The organism is Streptomyces sp. OfavH-34-F (assembly GCF_022347745.1).
GTDB lineage: Bacteria > Actinomycetota > Actinomycetes > Streptomycetales > Streptomycetaceae > Streptomyces.
Genome location: NZ_JAKRGC010000055.1, coordinates 1 through 13,519 on the forward strand (window position 1 = coordinate 1; position 13,519 = coordinate 13,519).

A 13,519-nucleotide genomic window follows, 5' to 3' on the forward strand; every position below is an offset into this window, starting at 1 on the left:
AGGAAGCGCAGCAGCTCCTCCACGGCGGCCGGCCCCCCGGCCCCGGCGCCGGTCGGGCGCGCCGCCTGACCGGCGTCCCGGCACGCACGCTCCCGGCCCCGCGACGACAAGGAAGTTCCCCGTCATGTACTCCAGATCATGGTCGGCCCCTGCCACGGAGGGCAGCGTCGGGAGCCACGCGTTCGTCGCCGGACACGGGCTGTGGGACGAGCGGCGGTCGGCTGCCGCCGAGCGGATCGAGGCCGGGCTGGACGGGATCGACCTCGTCCGCCTGGTGTGGGGCGACCCGCACGGCCTGGTGCGCTCCAAGACGCTGACCGCCCGCGCCTTCCGCGGGGTGCTGCGCAACGGCATGAACTACAGCCCCGGCCCGTTCCTGAAGGACACCGCCTGCGCCACGGCGGTGGACTACCGGGGCACGCACGGCATCGGCGTCGACGAGATCGCGGGCCTGGGCAACTTCGTGCTGGTGCCCGATCCGCTGACCTTCCTGGTGCTGCCCGGCGAGGGGGCGCGCACGGCGTGGGTGATCGGCGACGAGTACCTGCGCGACGGCCGCCCCCACCCGCTGTCCTCGCGGCACGTGCTGCACCGGGTGCTGGAGCGGTACGCCGGACGCGGGCTGACGCCCGTGCTCGGCCTGGAGGTCGAGTGGTACCTGACGCGCCGGCTGGACGACGAGCCGGGCAACGAGGGGAACGGCTTCGGTCTGCAGGGCCCGGCCCCGCGGGTGGCCGCGATGAACGCGGGCTACCAGTTCAACCTGGACGCCGCCTACGACACGGTCGCCCCGGTCACCGACCCGCTGGCCCTCGCCCTGCTGGACCTGGGGCTGCCGGTGCGGTCGATGGAGCACGAGATGGGCCCCGGGCAGGTGGAGACCACGTTCGATCCCATGGCGGCGCTGGACACGGCGGACGCGATGCTCTTCTTCCGGGTCTTCACCAAGCGCTGGTGCGCGGCCCGGGGGCTGCACGCCTCGTTCATGTCGCAGCCGGCGCTCGCCGGGGCCGACCCGAGCGGCTGGCACCTGAACCAGTCCGTCCTGGAGACCGCGACCGGCCGCAACGTCTTCGGCGCCGAGGGCCTGTCGGCGGGGCTGTCCCCCATGAGCAAGGCGTACGCCGACGGCCTGACGGACTGGCTGCGCGACCTGTTCCTGCTGTCGGTGCCCACGGTGAACGGCTACCAGCGGCTGGGGGCGCGGCACGCCCTGTCCCCGACCCGGGTGAGCCTGTCCCTGGAGTCCCGCACGGCCATGCTGCGCGTGGTCGGCTCGGGGGCCGGCGCGCACATCGAGAACCGGGTGGGCGAGCCGAGCGCCAACCCGTACCTGAACATCGCCGCCCAGCTGTTCGCCGGGCTCGAGGGCCTCGACGGGGGCTCGGGCGACGGACCCCGGGAGGACGCCGACACCGTCCCGGCGTCCCTGCGCGAGGCGCTGGAGGCGTTCCGGGCGGGCCGGGCAGCCCGGCTCCTGGGCGACCCGCTGGCCGCTTGTCTGGCCCGGCTCAAGGAGAGCGAGGTCCGCCGGTACGAGGCCTGGGCCCTGCAGGCGGCCCCGGTGCCGGGCCAGGTCACCGAGTGGGAGCAGCGCGAGTACTTCGCGGCCTTCTGACGCCCCGTCACCTCGGCCCTCGACCGCAACCGCAACCGCAACCGCAACCGCAACCGCAACCGACGAAGGCTGTCCCATGATTCCTCAGTTCACACTGCCCGAAATGGCGCGCCTCTTCTCGGACGAGTTCCGGTACGAGACCTACGTCCGCGTGGAGATCCTCGCCACCGAGGCGCAGGTGCGGCTCGGCCGCGTACCGGAAGCGGTGCTCGGCGACATGCGGGCGGCCGCGCCCCCGCTGCCGTCCCGAGTGGCGGAGATCAAGAAGGAACGCGACCACGAGGTGCTGTCCTTCCTGACCGCGTACACGGAGCAGATGCCGGAGTCCTCCGCCCGCTGGGTGCACCTGGGCATGACCAGTTACGACCTGGTCGACACGGCCCTGGGTCGCATCCTGGCCGACGCCACAGACCTGCTGGTCTCCGCCGCCCGGCGGCTGCGCGGGGTGCTCGTCGACCGGGCCTTCGAGCACTGGGACACGGTGATGGTGGGCCGCACCCACGGCGTGCACGCGGAGCCGACCACGCTCGGCCACAAACTGGGCGGGTACGCGTTCGCCGTCGAGCGGTCCCTGCGGCGGCTGGCCGCCGCCCGCGAGGCCGTCGCGGTGGGCACGATCTCCGGCGCGGTGGGCACGTACGCGCTGATCGACCCGGCCGTCGAGGAGTACGTGTGCGAGCGGCTCGGCCTGGGCATCGAGCCCTCCCCCAGCCAGGTCGTGGCCCGCGACCGGCACGCCCAGCTGATCCAGGCGGTGGCCCTGCTGGGCGCCTGCATCGAGCAGATCGCCCTGGAGCTGCGGCTGTTGCAGCGCACCGAGGTGCGCGAGGTCGAGGAGCAGCGCGTCGCGGCCTACCAGGGCTCCAGCGCGATGCCCCACAAGGCCAACCCGACGGGCAGCGAGCTGCTGTGCGGTCTGGCGCGGCTGCTGCGCGGGTACGCCGGCACGGTGCTGGAGAACGTGGCGCTGTGGCACGAGCGGGACCTGGCCCACCAGGCGGTCGAGAAGGTGCTGCTGCCGGACGCGCTGACGGTGGCGCACTTCCAGGCGGTGCGAGCCGCGGACCTGCTGGCGAACCTGCGCGTCGACTCGGACCGGATGCGGAAGTCCGTCGACGCGACCAACGGGCTGGTGTACTCGTCGTCGGTGCTGGTGGAACTCCTGGAGGCCGGGGTCGAACGCGACCAGGCCTACCGCGCGGTGCAGGCGGCGGCCCGGCGCACCGCGGAGTACGGGCAGAGCTTCGGCGAGGCCCTGATCGAGGAGGGCGTGCGCAGCACCCCGCGCGAGCCCGAGGACTTCCTCGTCCACCACGGCGTGGTGCACAGCCGGCTGGAGCAGCTCCGTGCGATGACGGACTGACCCCGGAAGCGGCCGCCCGGCCGCGCAGACCGCCCCCCCCTCCCTTCCCTCTTCACCCTATGGAGAACCCACCATGAGCTGGTCCGAGAAGGCCGCCACCACGCTGGAGAACGAGCACGTCCTGCTGACCCCGCTGCGGGAGGCGGACCGCGAAGGTATCCGCGCCGTGGCCCTCGACCCGGAGATCTGGCGCTACTTCACGGTCGTCGTCGGCGACGACGCGGACTTCGACGCGTTCTTCGACTCGAACCTGGCCGAGCACGCCGCCGGGCGCCGCGCCGTCTACGTGATCACGGACAAGAGGAGCGGCCGGATCGCGGGCAGCATGAGCCTGCTGAGCTTCGCCGAGAAAGACCGCCGGCTGGAGATCGGGGCCTCCTGGCTGGGCCACGACTTCCGGGGCCGGGGCATCAACCACTGGGCGAAGCTGCTGCTGCTCCGGCACTCCTTCGAGGTGCTGGAGGCCGAGCGGGTGGAGTTCAAGACGGACGTGCTCAACGTCCAGGCACGCAGGGGCCTGCGCAACATCGGCGCCACCGAGGAGGGCACCCTGCGCTCCTTCAACTACATGCCGGGCGGGCGCCGCCGCGACGCGGTCTTCTACAGCATCCTGCGCGCGGAGTGGCCGCGGGTGTCCGACGCCCTCTCCCGGGGCCCGAAGAAGGCGGCCGCCTCCGCATGAGCGTCGCGTACGTCAAGGCCGCCGGCAGCCCCTTCGCACTGGGCCGCGCCCACGGGGCGGCACTCGCGGGCCCGCTGCGCGCCTTCCTCCGCGACGGCCTGGCACGGCTGGAGCCCCTGGCCGGCCGGCCGCTGACGCTGGCCGGGCTGCTGCCGTCGATCACCGCCTACCGGGCGGCGATCACGGCGGCGGTGCCCGACCTCGCCGAGGAGGTCGCGGGGCTGGCCGCGGGGGCCGGGATCGGCGAGGACGAGGCGTGGCTGCTGCAACTGCGCCGCGAGGTCATGGGCTTCACCGGGGTGCCGAGCGCCGGGGACTGCACGGCGTACGCCCGCACCGGGCCGGGCCGTCTGCCGGTGCTGGCGCAGACGGTGGACCTGAACGCGGGGATCGACAGCCATGTCGCGGTGCTGTCGCTGGCCCGGGCGGGCGGGCCGCGCCGGGTGACGGTGCTCAGCTTCGCGGGGCTGCTCGGCTACCTCGGCATGAACAGCGACGGGCTCGCCGTCGGGGTGAACCTGGTGACCGACGGCTCGTGGCGGCCCGGCGTCACCCCGTACCTGGCCATCCGTCATCTGCTGGACCGGGCCGGGAGCGTGGACGAGGCCCTGGAGGTCCTGGCCGGGCTCACCCTGTCCAGCTCGCGCAACCTGGTGCTGTGCGACCGGCGGCGGGCGGTGTACGCCGAGGTGTGCGGGACGGCGCTGCGGGTGACGGAGCCCGCCGCGCGGGAGGCCGTGCACACCAACCACTACCTGCACGAGGACTTCACCCCGCTGGACCGGCAGTCGGCCCCGGACCGCGTCAACTCCGACGAGCGGCTCGACGCCGTCACGAAGGGGCTGGCCGGTCTCGGGCCGCGGGCCGGTGCGGAGGAGCACTTCGCGGTGCTGTCCCGGCCACCGGTGTGCATCGCCGACCACGGGATCTACGGCCTGGAGCGGACGGTGGCGTCGGTGGTGATGCTGCCCGGGGCGGGCGAGCTGCACCTGCGGGCGGGCGACCCGAACCACGGGGCGACCGAGGTGTTCGCGGTGTAGGGGCGGGGCCGGCCCGGGGCCCTGGACCGGCCCTGCACCAGGAATCGACCGCACGGCGCTAGCCTCGGCGCGCGGGGCGGCCGAACCGGCAGGCCCCGCCACGACCCCCGGGGGAGGCATGAGTCAGGTTCAGGCACAGCCACTGCCCGAGCACCGGACGCCCCCTCCGCGTCCCGTGTCCCCCGGGATACGGCCCCCCGGCCGGCGGGGCCCCGTCCCGGGCCCGGCGCGCCCGGCGCCCGCGGTCTCCGGCCAGCACGTCCTGGTGGTGGGCGCCGACGCCGGGGACGGGCTGGCGCACCAGCTGCGCCGGCACGGCCACACCTGCGCCCGGGCGGTCCACGGCGGCGCGGCCCTGCAGGCCTACGGCAGCGCCGACGTCGTCCTGCTCGACCTCGAACTGCCGGACCTGGACGGGCTGGAGGTGTGCCGGGCGATCCGGTCGGTCAGCCGGGTGCCGCTCATCATCGTCACCTCCCGCGAGTCCGAGACGGACTGCGTACTCGGGCTCCAGGCGGGCGCGGACGACTATGTCACCAGGCCGTTCGGGATACGCGAGCTGATGGCCCGGATCGAGGCCGTCACGCGCCGGGCGCAGTGGCAGCCGGCCGCGGCCGCGCACCCCGCCCGGGAGATCCGGCACGGCCGGCTGCGCATCGACGCGGGCTCCCGCGAGGTGACCGTCGACGGCGCGCCGGTCGCCCTCACACGCAAGGAGTTCGACCTGCTGTGCCTGCTGGCGCAGCATCCCGACGTCGTCGTCCCGCGCAGGCAGCTCCTCCAGCAGGTGTGGGGCGACTCCTGGTCGCGCCGCACCGTGGACACCCATGTCAGCAGTGTGCGCGGCAAGCTGGGCGATCCCGGCTGGATCATCACCGTGCGCGGCGTCGGTTTCCGCCTCGGCGTCGTCTGACGCGCGCGCCGGCGCCCGGCCGGTCACCGCGAAAAGGGCCCCCCGCCCGTGGGCGGGGGGCCCTTCCGGTACGTCCGGGTCAGGCGGCGCCGAACCAGCGCTCCAGCGCCTGTCCGAGACCGGCCTCCTCGTCGGGCGCGGCCCAGGCGATGTACCCGTCGGGGCGTACCAGCAGCGCGTGCGGGGTGTCCGGGTGGACGTCCTCGCCGCCGGCCCAGTCGCCGGTGACGGTGTCGACCCGGCCCGCCCAGCGCGCCGCCGTGTCGAGCAGCGGGCCCGCGTCGGCGGCGGCCGGGGTCACGAACAGCACGCCGCGGGCGGGGGTGAGCAGGTCCCGCACGGTGGCGGGGGTGCCGTCGGCGAGCTTGAGCGGGGTGTCGGGGCGCCACCGCAGGCCGAGCCGGGGGTGAGTGCCGGCGCCCATGTCGTAGCGGATGTCGAGGCCGGAGACCTGGCCGGCCAGGTGGCGGGCCACCGCGACGTCCTGGACGAGTTCCTGCATGACGGCGCGCAGCGGTTCCATCTCCTCGCCGGAGAGGTAGAGCTTGGTCTGGGCGCGGGTGTTGCGCATGAGCAGCTGCCCGACCGGGTGCCGCTCGGACTGGTAGGTGTCCAGGAGGCCCTCGGGAGCCCGGCCGGTGAGGGCGGCCGCCAGTTTCCAGCCGAGGTTGGCCGCGTCCTGCACGCCCACGCTCATGCCCTGCGCGCCGGCCGGCATGTGGATGTGGGTGGCGTCGCCGGCCAGGAAGATCCGGCCCTTGCGGTACTGGGCGGCCTGCCGGGTGGTGTCGGTGAAGGAGCTGATCCAGCGGACCTCGGCGTCGTGCAGGTGCTCGCCGGTCATCTCCTGCCAGGCGTCGGCGATGGTCTCGAAGGTGAGGCCGCTCTTGTCCTCCGGCGGGCGCAGCGACTCGTTGTGGATGACGATCCGGCGGACGCCGTCCTCCAGGTTGAACGCCATGACCATGCCGCCGGGCACGCGCTCGCCGATGGGGCGCTGGCGTATGTCGGCGCCGACGACGTCGGCCATGTACATCCCGCGGGTGGGCTCCCAGCCGGGGAAGTCGATGCCGGCGAGCCGGCGGACGATGCTGCGCGCGCCGTCGCAGCCGACCAGGTACTCGGCGCTGTCCTCGCCGGGGCCGTCGGGGCCCTCGTACTCGACGACGACGCCGTCCGCGGTCTCGCGGAAGCCGGTCACCTCGTGCCGGCGGCGGACCTCGACGCCCAGCTCCTTCAGCCAGGCCTCCAGGATCTCCTCGGTGCGGAACTGCGGGATGCCGCGGACGCTGAAGTGGTTGTCGTCCAGCTTGGAGAAGTCGATGTGGACCCCGCCGAAGTGGCCCTGGGCCCACTCCACGTCCCCGAAGCGCTGGAGCAGGCCGCGCTGGTCGAAGACCTCGGCCGCGCGGCGGGTGAATCCCACGCCGCGCGACTCGCCGCTGGGGGCGGGCAGTTTGTCGTAGACGACGACGTCCGCGCCGCCCAGTCGCAGTTCGCCGGCGAGCATCAGCCCGACCGGCCCGGCGCCCACGATGATCGCGCCCTTTGCCATGTTCTTCTCCTCAACATCGAAGCTGCCGCGCACGGGCGGCGCCGGGTCGGCGGTGGTCGGACCGGCACGTCCGGCGGGTCCGGCCGGGAGGTGTCGCGCGGGGCCGTCAGACGGCCGCGGGCGCCCCGAACCACCGGGTGAGGGCGGTTTCGAGGTCGCCGCCGTCCGGGGACACCCAGGCGATGTAGCCGTCGGGGCGGACGAGCACGGCGCCCGGGGCGTCGTGGTGGTCGGCCTCCTGGTCGGCCCAGGTGCCGGTGACGACGTCGACGCTGCCGGCCCAGCGCGCGGCGAGTCCGGCCGGTCCGCCGTCCCCGTCCGTGACGATGAGCACGCCGCGCGCCGGGTGCAGGAGTTCGGCGACCTTCGTACGGCTGCCGTCGGCGCGCTCGAGGGCGCGGTGCGGGGCCAGGCGCATCCCCAGCAGGGGGTGTTCCCCGGGGCCCATGTCGTAGGTGAGGTGGAGTCCGGAGACGCGGCCCGCGAGGCGCCGGGCGGCCTCGGGCAGCTGGACCAGTTCGCGGACGACGGCGCGCAGCGGCTCCATCTCCTCGCCGGAGAGGTACAGCATCGACATGGAGTGCACGTCGCGCATCAGTTCCTCGCCGACCGGGTGGCGTTCGGCGTGGTAGGTGTCGAGCAGGGACTCGGGGGCCCGGCCGGTGAGCACGGCGGCGAGCTTCCAGCCGAGGTTGACGGCGTCCTGGAGGCCGACGCTGACGCCCTGGGCGCCGAGCGGGGCGTGGTCGTGGGCGGCGTCGCCGGCCAGGAGGATGCGGCCCTTGCGGTACTGGGCGGCGAGGCCGGTGGCGTTGGTCAGGGCGCACATCCAGGAGGCGGAGGCGCCGTGGATGTCCTCGCCGGTCATGCGCTGCCAGGCGTCGGCAAGTTCGGAGAACTCCAGCTCGCCCTCGCCGTGGTGCGGGCGTACGCCGGGTTCGTGGATGACGATGCGGTCCACGCCCGGCTCCAGGGTGACGGACAGCACCATGCCGCCGCCCTCGATGCGCTCCCCGATGGGCCGCATGCGCACGTCGGCGCCGACGACGTCGGCCAGGTACATGCCGCGGGTGGCCTCGTCGCCGGGGAAGTCGATGCCGGCCAGGGTGCGCACGGTGGACTTGCCGCCGTCGCAGCCGATGACGTACGCGGCGGTGGCCTCGGTGTGGCCGTCGGGGCCCCGGAAGCCGGCGACCACGCCGTCCCCGGTCTCGGTCAGGGTGGTCAGCTCGTAGCCGCGGCGCACCTCGACGCCCAGCTCGCCGACCCAGCGGCCCAGCATGTCCTCGGTGACGGACTGGGCCAGGCCCATGATGCCGAAGTGGCTCTCGTCCAGGAGGGAGAAGTCGATGCGGACACCGCCGTAGTGGCCCTGCTTGCCCCAGCGGATGTCGCCGAGCCTGCCGAGCAGCCCGCGCTGGTCGAAGACCTCCGCGGTACGGCTGGTGAACCCGAGGCCGCGCGACTCGCCGCTGGGGGCGGGCAGTTTGTCGTAGACGACGACGTCCGCGCCGCCGAGCCGCAGCTCCCCCGCGAGCATCAGACCGACCGGCCCGGCGCCCACGATGATCGCGCTCTTTGCCATTTTCGATTCCTCCGTACAGACGGTTGGGATCATCAGAGAAGACCAGGGGGGTCGAGGGGCGGTGCAGAGACGTCGGACCCCGGCAACGCGGTGCCGGGCCCAGGATGCCGACTGCGGTGCTCCGAACGGGCGGGCCTCCGGCCCACGTCGAGCGGGCGCCGAGCGGTTCTGGGGCGGCTGCGGGGCGGCGGGCGACGCGGCCGTCACCGGCTCCAGATGCGTCCGAGCCGCTTTCCAGGGCGGGTCGACCCCTCCTGCCTACGGTGGCGGGACGGTCCCTTCCGGCGGTTGGGACGTTCATCTGCCCTGGAGGAACCCATGCCCGCTGTGCCACCCCCCGAAGTCGTCCGCGCCGCGGAGAAGGCCCGGGCGGACCTGCAGAAGCAGGCCCGGGAGCTGGCCCCGCCCCCCTTCGCCCTGCTGGAACTGGCCATGGGTTCGATGGTGACCCAGGCCCTGTACACCGTCGCCGAGCTGCGGGTGGCCGAGACCCTGCAGGACGGTCCGCGGCCGGCCGCGGAGATCGCGGCCGAGGTCGGCGCGGACGCCGGGGCGCTGGAGCGGGTGCTGCGCCTGCTGGCGAGCCAGGGCGTGTTCGAGGCGGGGGAGGACGGCCGCTGGGCGCTGACGCCGATGGCCGACGCGCTGCGCGCCGATCACCCGGTGACGATGCGCGACCTCTGCGTGCTGATGGGGCACCCGAGCCACTGGGAGGACTGGGACGGGTTCCTGGACTCCGTGCGGACCGGCGAGCCCAGCCTGCCGAAGCGGCGGGGTGCGGGCGCCTTCGAGTACTTCGCGCAGAACCCGGAGTACGGCGGGGTGTTCATGGGCGGGATGGGCAACATGTCCGCCACGGAGACCGAGCCGGTCGTGGCCGCGTACGACTTCTCGCAGTTCGGCACGGTCCTGGACTTCTGCGGGGCCAACGGCGCGCTGCTGGCCGGGATTCTGAACAGCGCCCCGGACACCAAGGGCATCCTGTCCGACCCGCGGATCGCCGGGAACGGCGCGGCGGAGCTCCTGGCGGCGCAGGGTGTCGCGGACCGTGTGACCCTGGCCGACGGCGACCTCTTCGAGCCGATGCCGGCGGGCGCGGACGCGTACGTCCTGAAGCACATCGTGCACGACTGGCCCGAGGAGCAGGCGCTGCAGATCCTGCGCAACGTGCGCGCCGCGGTCAAGCCGGGCGGCAAGCTCCTGCTGGTCGAGATGGTCGTCCCGGAGGAGGGCAACGAGCCGCACTCCTCCAAGCTCGTCGACCTGTGGCTGCTGCTGCTCGTGGGCGGCCGGGAGCGCACCCGGTCGCAGTACGCGGAGCTGGTGGCGAAGGCCGGCTTCCGGCTGGAGCGGGTCGTGGAGACCGCCGCGGCCGTCTCGGTCGTCGAGGCCGTCGCCGTCTGACGCGCGTCGCAAGAACCCCGGGTCCGCGCCCCCGAGGCGCGGACCCGGGGTTCTTGCGTTAGGGACGGGGAAAGGGGCCCGGTCCGCCGAAGCAGGCGGACCGGGCCCCTCGCGTGCGCGGTCGCGGGGTCAGGCGGCGGCGGGTCCGAGCCACCGCTCCAGCGCCGCCGTCAGCTCCCCGGCGGAGCCGCCCGCCCAGGCCACGTACCCGTCGGGGCGGACCAGCAGCGCACCGGCGCCGGCCAGCGCGTCCGGGCCGTCGACCGGCTTGGCGGACACGGTGTGCACGTCGAGGCGGCCCCGGTGTCCGGCCGCCGCGCGGCGCACCCCGGCGTCGTCGGCCAGGTCGAGCAGCACGGCCCGGCCCGTGCGCAGCAGCTGGGCGATGCGGTGCTGCGCGCCGTCCGCGCCGATGAGCGGCCGCGGCGGCATCCGGCGGCCGACCAGCGGGTGGGCGTCCTCGCCGGCCCCGAGGTCGTAGCGGATGTCCAGGTGGCTGACCGCGCCGGCCAGGTGCCGCTTGACGTCGTCGTACCGGACGAGTTCGGCGAACAGCTCGCGCAGCGGGTCGGACTCGGCGCCGCCGAGGAAGACCAGCCCCTGGGCGCGGGTGTTGGCCAGCAGGCGGCGGCCGACCGGCCACCGCTCGGCGTGGTAGGTGTCCAGCAGTTCCCCGGGGGCGTCGCCGCGCACCACGGCGGCGAGCTTCCAGCCGAGGTTGGCCGCGTCCTGCACGCCCGTGCTCAGGCCCTGGCCGCCGGCCGGGAGGTGGATGTGGGCGGCGTCCCCGGCCACGAAGACCCGGCCGCGCCGGTACTCGGATGCCTGGCGGGTGGCGTTGGTGAAGGAGGAGACCCAGTCGGCGCCGCCGTGCGAGATGTCCTCGCCGGTGATGGACTGCCAGGCCGCCGCGACCTCCTCGAAGGTGACGGTCCGCTCGCGGTCGTGGGCGGGGGTGCCGTCGGGACAGACGATGATCCGGTCCACGCCCTCGGCGAGCGGGGCGGCCATCACCATGCCGTGGTTCAGGCGCTCGCCGAGGAACCGGGGCCGCAGCGCGCAGCCGGTGACGTCGGCGAGGTACATGCCCTGGGTGGCGTCGGTGCCGGGGAAGTCGAACCCGGCGGCCCTGCGGACCCGGCTGGCGCCTCCGTCGGCGGCCACCAGGTACGCGGCGCGCAGTCGCTGTTCGGTGCCTTCGGGCGTGCGGACGGTGATCTCGGCGTGGTCGCCGTCGAGGAAGCCGTCGGCGAGGGAGAGGAACTCCCAGCCGCGCCGGACGTCGGCGCCGAGTTCGACGGCCCAGCCCTCCAGCACGGCCTCGGTCTCGCCCTGGGGGATGCCGCGGGCGCCGAAGTGCGCGTCCTCCAGCACGGTGAAGTCGAACTGGGCCCCGCCGAAGTGCCCCATGGGGCTGGTGGCGAGGGTCTCGCCCTGTCCGAAGCGGGGCAGCAGCCCGCGTTCGTCGAACACTTCCATGGCCCGGGCGGTGAAGCCCAGGCCGCGGGACTGCCCGGTCGGCGCAGCCAGCTTCTCGATCACGACGACACGGGCTCCGCCCAGGCGCAGTTCGCCGGCGAGCATCAGTCCGGTCGGGCCGGCTCCGACGACTATGACGTCGGCGTCCGCGGCTGTCCCTTTCATGAGGGTGTCCTTCCTTGCAGTGGGGATCGCTGGGCACTGGCTTCGTGGGGGGGTGGTACGGACGCGTCCGCCCCGGCGTGGGGCGGACGCGTCCTCGGTCCGGGCGGGCGTACGGCCGGCGTCCGGTGTACGGCCGGACGCCCGTTCCGGACCGGGTCCGAAGGGCCCTGGGGCGTGTCCGGCGGATCAGGTCCCGGGCCGCGCCGGGCCGAACCACCGTTCCAGGGCCTCGGTGAGGCCGTCCGCGGTGCGGCCCGCCCACGCCACATGGCCGTCGGGCCGCACGAGCAGGGCGCCGTCCTCCCCCACCGGGGAACCGGGCTCCGGGTCGCCGGCGACGGCCCGGACCCGGTCGGCCCAGCCGCCGGGCAGCCGTACGCCGGTGCCGCCCAGGTCGAGCAGCAGCCCGCCGCGGGGGCGCAGCAGTTCGGCCGTGCCGAGTGCGCGCCCGCCGGTGCGGACGACGGTGTGCGGCAGCCGGGCGCCGAGCAGCGGGTGCGGGCGCGAAGGCCCGGGGACCGGGTAGCGCACGTCGAGTCCGCTGATCATCCCGGCCAGGTGGGTGCGTACGTCGTCCAGGGCGACCAGCTCCCCCAGCAGGCCGCGCAGCGGCTCCGCCTCGGGGCCGCCGAGCAGGAGCATGGCCTGGGCCTCGATGTTGGCGAGGACCCTGCGGCCCACCGCGTGCCGCTCCTCGTGGTAGGTGTCGAGGAGGCTGTCCGGGGCCTTCCCGCGCGCGGTGAGCGCGAGCTTCCAGCCGAGGTTGAAGGCGTCCTGGAGGCCCAGGTTGAGGGCCTGGCCGCCGATCGGCATCTGCCGGTGCGCGGCGTCCCCGGCGAACAGGATCCGTCCGTGCCGGTAGGAGGCCAGTTGCCGGGAGGCGTCGCCGAAGGAGTTCACCCACAGCGGGGTGCCGCCGCTGATGTCCTCCCCGGTGACGCGCTTCCAGACGGTCGCGACCTCCTCGAACGAGGGGGCCGTGGTGCGCGGGCGCGCGGTGGAGCCGAACTCGTGCGCCATGACGCGGGTGATGCCCCGCTCGTTGCGCCAGGCGACGGCGAGCCCGTTCTCCAGGCGCTGGAAGCGGCGGTCGGGCACGTCGATGCCTTCGACGTCGGCCCGCAGCAGCTCCCGTACGGCGTCGTGGCCGGGGAAGGCGGCCCCGGTGAGCCGTCGTACGGTGCTCTCCTCGCCGTCGCAGGCGACCAGGTAGCGGGCCCGCAGCCGCAGCACCCCGTCGCGGCCGACGGCCTCGGCCTCGACGTGGTCGCCGACCTCACCGGCGGCGACGAGTTCGTGGCCGCACCGGATGTCGACGCCGAGGGAGAGCGCCCACTCCTCCAGGACCGCCTCGGTCCTGGTCTGCGGCACCTTCCACTGCCCGGGGTGGGGACCGGGCAGGGTGAGGTCGAGGGGGAGGCCGCCGAAGTGGCCGCGCGGTTCGTTGGGCGGCGTGCCGACGTCGGGCAGCAGCTCCCGCGCGTCCAGGATCTCCATGGTGCGGGCGTGCAGGGTGGAGGCCCGGGACTCGGTGGAGGGCGCCTTGCGCCGCTCGACGACGATCACGTCCGCGCCGCCGCGGGCCAGCTCTGCGGCGAGCATCAGCCCGACGGGGCCGGCCCCGGCGACGACGACCTCGGTGCTGAGCCGGTCCGGGCGGCGGGGCCCGCCCGGAACCGGCCGCGCACCGCCCGCGGCGGACTGGGGCGCCATGG

The 13,519-nt window shown here is 74.6% G+C and carries 10 protein-coding genes; 6 read left to right on the plus strand and 4 right to left on the minus strand.

What is annotated here, in order from left to right; translation table 11 throughout:
• The first annotated feature begins 124 nt into the window (after window positions 1–124).
• The 5 genes from MHW47_RS11710 to MHW47_RS11730 all read left to right on the plus strand — a co-directional run bounded on the left by MHW47_RS11710 (window position 125) and on the right by MHW47_RS11730 (window position 5,616).
• Window positions 125–1,618: a glutamine synthetase family protein gene (locus tag MHW47_RS11710; RefSeq protein ID WP_239222657.1), complete on the plus strand. Its 1,494-nt coding sequence runs from the start codon at window positions 125–127 to the stop codon at window positions 1,616–1,618.
• Between the two features lie 76 nt (window positions 1,619–1,694).
• On the plus strand, window positions 1,695–2,981 hold the full coding sequence (gene purB / locus MHW47_RS11715; protein WP_275449098.1) for an adenylosuccinate lyase: 1,287 nt from the start codon (window positions 1,695–1,697) through the stop codon (window positions 2,979–2,981).
• 73 nt (window positions 2,982–3,054) lie between these two features.
• The gene (locus MHW47_RS11720; protein WP_239222660.1) at window positions 3,055–3,663 is read left to right on the plus strand and encodes a GNAT family N-acetyltransferase; all 609 of its coding nucleotides are present in this window, start codon (window positions 3,055–3,057) and stop codon (window positions 3,661–3,663) included.
• Window positions 3,660–4,703, plus strand: coding sequence for a C45 family peptidase (locus MHW47_RS11725; protein ID WP_239222662.1), 1,044 nt, complete (start codon window positions 3,660–3,662; stop codon window positions 4,701–4,703). The genes MHW47_RS11720 and MHW47_RS11725 overlap by 4 nt, the downstream gene beginning before the upstream one ends.
• 118 nt (window positions 4,704–4,821) lie before the next feature.
• Entirely contained in the window at window positions 4,822–5,616 is a 795-nt protein-coding gene (locus MHW47_RS11730) for a response regulator transcription factor (RefSeq protein ID WP_308381601.1), read from the plus strand.
• 79 nt (window positions 5,617–5,695) lie between these two features.
• Here MHW47_RS11730 and MHW47_RS11735 read toward each other — a convergent pair whose 3' ends face one another.
• Window positions 5,696–7,171, minus strand: coding sequence for an FAD-dependent monooxygenase (locus MHW47_RS11735; RefSeq protein WP_239222664.1), 1,476 nt, complete (start codon window positions 7,169–7,171; stop codon window positions 5,696–5,698).
• 106 nt (window positions 7,172–7,277) lie between these two features.
• Window positions 7,278–8,756: an FAD-dependent monooxygenase gene (locus MHW47_RS11740; RefSeq protein ID WP_239222666.1), complete on the minus strand. Its 1,479-nt coding sequence runs from the start codon at window positions 8,754–8,756 to the stop codon at window positions 7,278–7,280.
• Between the two features lie 318 nt (window positions 8,757–9,074).
• On the opposite strand from MHW47_RS11740, the gene MHW47_RS11745 reads away from it, so the two are divergent.
• Complete coding sequence (locus MHW47_RS11745; RefSeq protein ID WP_239222668.1) at window positions 9,075–10,160, plus strand: acetylserotonin O-methyltransferase; 1,086 nt, start codon at window positions 9,075–9,077, stop codon at window positions 10,158–10,160.
• Window positions 10,161–10,289: 129 nt separating this feature from the next.
• Here MHW47_RS11745 and MHW47_RS11750 read toward each other — a convergent pair whose 3' ends face one another.
• Both MHW47_RS11750 and MHW47_RS11755 read right to left on the minus strand, forming a co-directional pair.
• Window positions 10,290–11,804 (minus strand): FAD-dependent monooxygenase, encoded by a 1,515-nt coding sequence (locus MHW47_RS11750; protein WP_239222670.1) that lies wholly within the window; start codon window positions 11,802–11,804, stop codon window positions 10,290–10,292.
• A gap of 186 nt (window positions 11,805–11,990) precedes the next feature.
• Window positions 11,991–13,517: an FAD-dependent monooxygenase gene (locus MHW47_RS11755; protein ID WP_275449099.1), complete on the minus strand. Its 1,527-nt coding sequence runs from the start codon at window positions 13,515–13,517 to the stop codon at window positions 11,991–11,993.
• Window positions 13,518–13,519 lie beyond the last annotated feature (2 nt).

Bases quoted from the DNA above. Each gene is read 5' to 3' on its own strand.
- MHW47_RS11710 (WP_239222657.1), top strand. From the start codon at position 125: ATGTACTCCAGATCATGGTCGGCCCCTGCCACGGAGGGCAGCGTCGGG.
- purB (WP_275449098.1), top strand. From the start codon at position 1,695: ATGATTCCTCAGTTCACACTGCCCGAAATGGCGCGCCTCTTCTCGGAC.
- MHW47_RS11720 (WP_239222660.1), top strand. From the start codon at position 3,055: ATGAGCTGGTCCGAGAAGGCCGCCACCACGCTGGAGAACGAGCACGTC.
- MHW47_RS11725 (WP_239222662.1), top strand. From the start codon at position 3,660: ATGAGCGTCGCGTACGTCAAGGCCGCCGGCAGCCCCTTCGCACTGGGC.
- MHW47_RS11730 (WP_308381601.1), top strand. From the start codon at position 4,822: ATGAGTCAGGTTCAGGCACAGCCACTGCCCGAGCACCGGACGCCCCCT.
- MHW47_RS11735 (WP_239222664.1), bottom strand. From the start codon at position 7,171: ATGGCAAAGGGCGCGATCATCGTGGGCGCCGGGCCGGTCGGGCTGATG.
- MHW47_RS11740 (WP_239222666.1), bottom strand. From the start codon at position 8,756: ATGGCAAAGAGCGCGATCATCGTGGGCGCCGGGCCGGTCGGTCTGATG.
- MHW47_RS11745 (WP_239222668.1), top strand. From the start codon at position 9,075: ATGCCCGCTGTGCCACCCCCCGAAGTCGTCCGCGCCGCGGAGAAGGCC.
- MHW47_RS11750 (WP_239222670.1), bottom strand. From the start codon at position 11,804: ATGAAAGGGACAGCCGCGGACGCCGACGTCATAGTCGTCGGAGCCGGC.
- MHW47_RS11755 (WP_275449099.1), bottom strand. From the start codon at position 13,517: ATGGCGCCCCAGTCCGCCGCGGGCGGTGCGCGGCCGGTTCCGGGCGGG.